The following is a 732-nucleotide window of genomic DNA, read 5'->3' as shown; positions in this document are numbered from 1 at the left end:
GTTCGAGCGGGACCGCGACCGCTTCGAAGGCCGCCGCGACCGCGAGCGCTTCGAGGACGGCCCCCCGCCTCCCCCGCCGCCGCGCCATTGGGAAGAGCGCCGGGGTTGGGACGAAGATTATTGATGCAACCAAGAGAGCGGCGCCGCAAGGCGCCGTTTTTTCTGTTCAGTGGACGGCCACCGTGGCCGCACCCGCGCCGACCATGAGCCCGCCGGCGGTTCGGTTGACGCGGCGCACCACGCGCGGCGAACGAAGGAGGCGCCGCGCCCGGCTGGCCAGCAGGACATGGCCGCCGATCACCAGCGCCTCCACCAGAAGAATGACCAGCGCGAGCTGCCCCGCCTCGGCCCCTGTCAGGTTCGGGCCGACCACGTTGGGCAGGAGCGCGATATAGAAGAGCGGCATTTTCGGATTGCCGAGATTCAGCGTCAGGCCGGTGAGATAATCCCGCAGAACACCGCGCCGGGGCGCGCGAGCTGAGACATCGGGAACGACGGCTGGCGAGCGCCAGAGCCGAATGCCCATCCAGACCAGCCAAGCCGCGCCGGCATAGCGCAGCACGGTCATCGCGCCCGCCATTTCGCCCGCCAGCACCGACAGGCCCATCGCCGCCAGAAACAGGAACACGAGAATGCCGCTCACCGTGCCCGCGCCATAAGCGAGGCCCGAAAGCGCGCCCTGATGCAGCGTCCGGGCGACGATCGCCAAAGTGATCGGCACAGGGCTCGCAG

Annotated in this window: 1 protein-coding gene; it reads right to left on the bottom strand. The window is 69.4% G+C overall.

Going from position 1 to position 732, the window contains the following annotated elements; translation table 11 throughout:
• Nucleotides 1-166: 166 nt before the first annotated feature.
• Nucleotides 167-732 (bottom strand): LysE family translocator (locus tag NS365_RS23315; RefSeq protein WP_153003947.1); only part of this gene is annotated, 566 nt, incomplete at its 5' end.

Origin of the sequence: Aureimonas ureilytica (assembly GCF_001475935.1) — a bacterium.
GTDB classification, from domain to species: Bacteria; Pseudomonadota; Alphaproteobacteria; order Rhizobiales; family Rhizobiaceae; genus Aureimonas; species Aureimonas ureilytica_A.
This window is presented reverse-complemented; position numbering and strand designations above follow the sequence as displayed.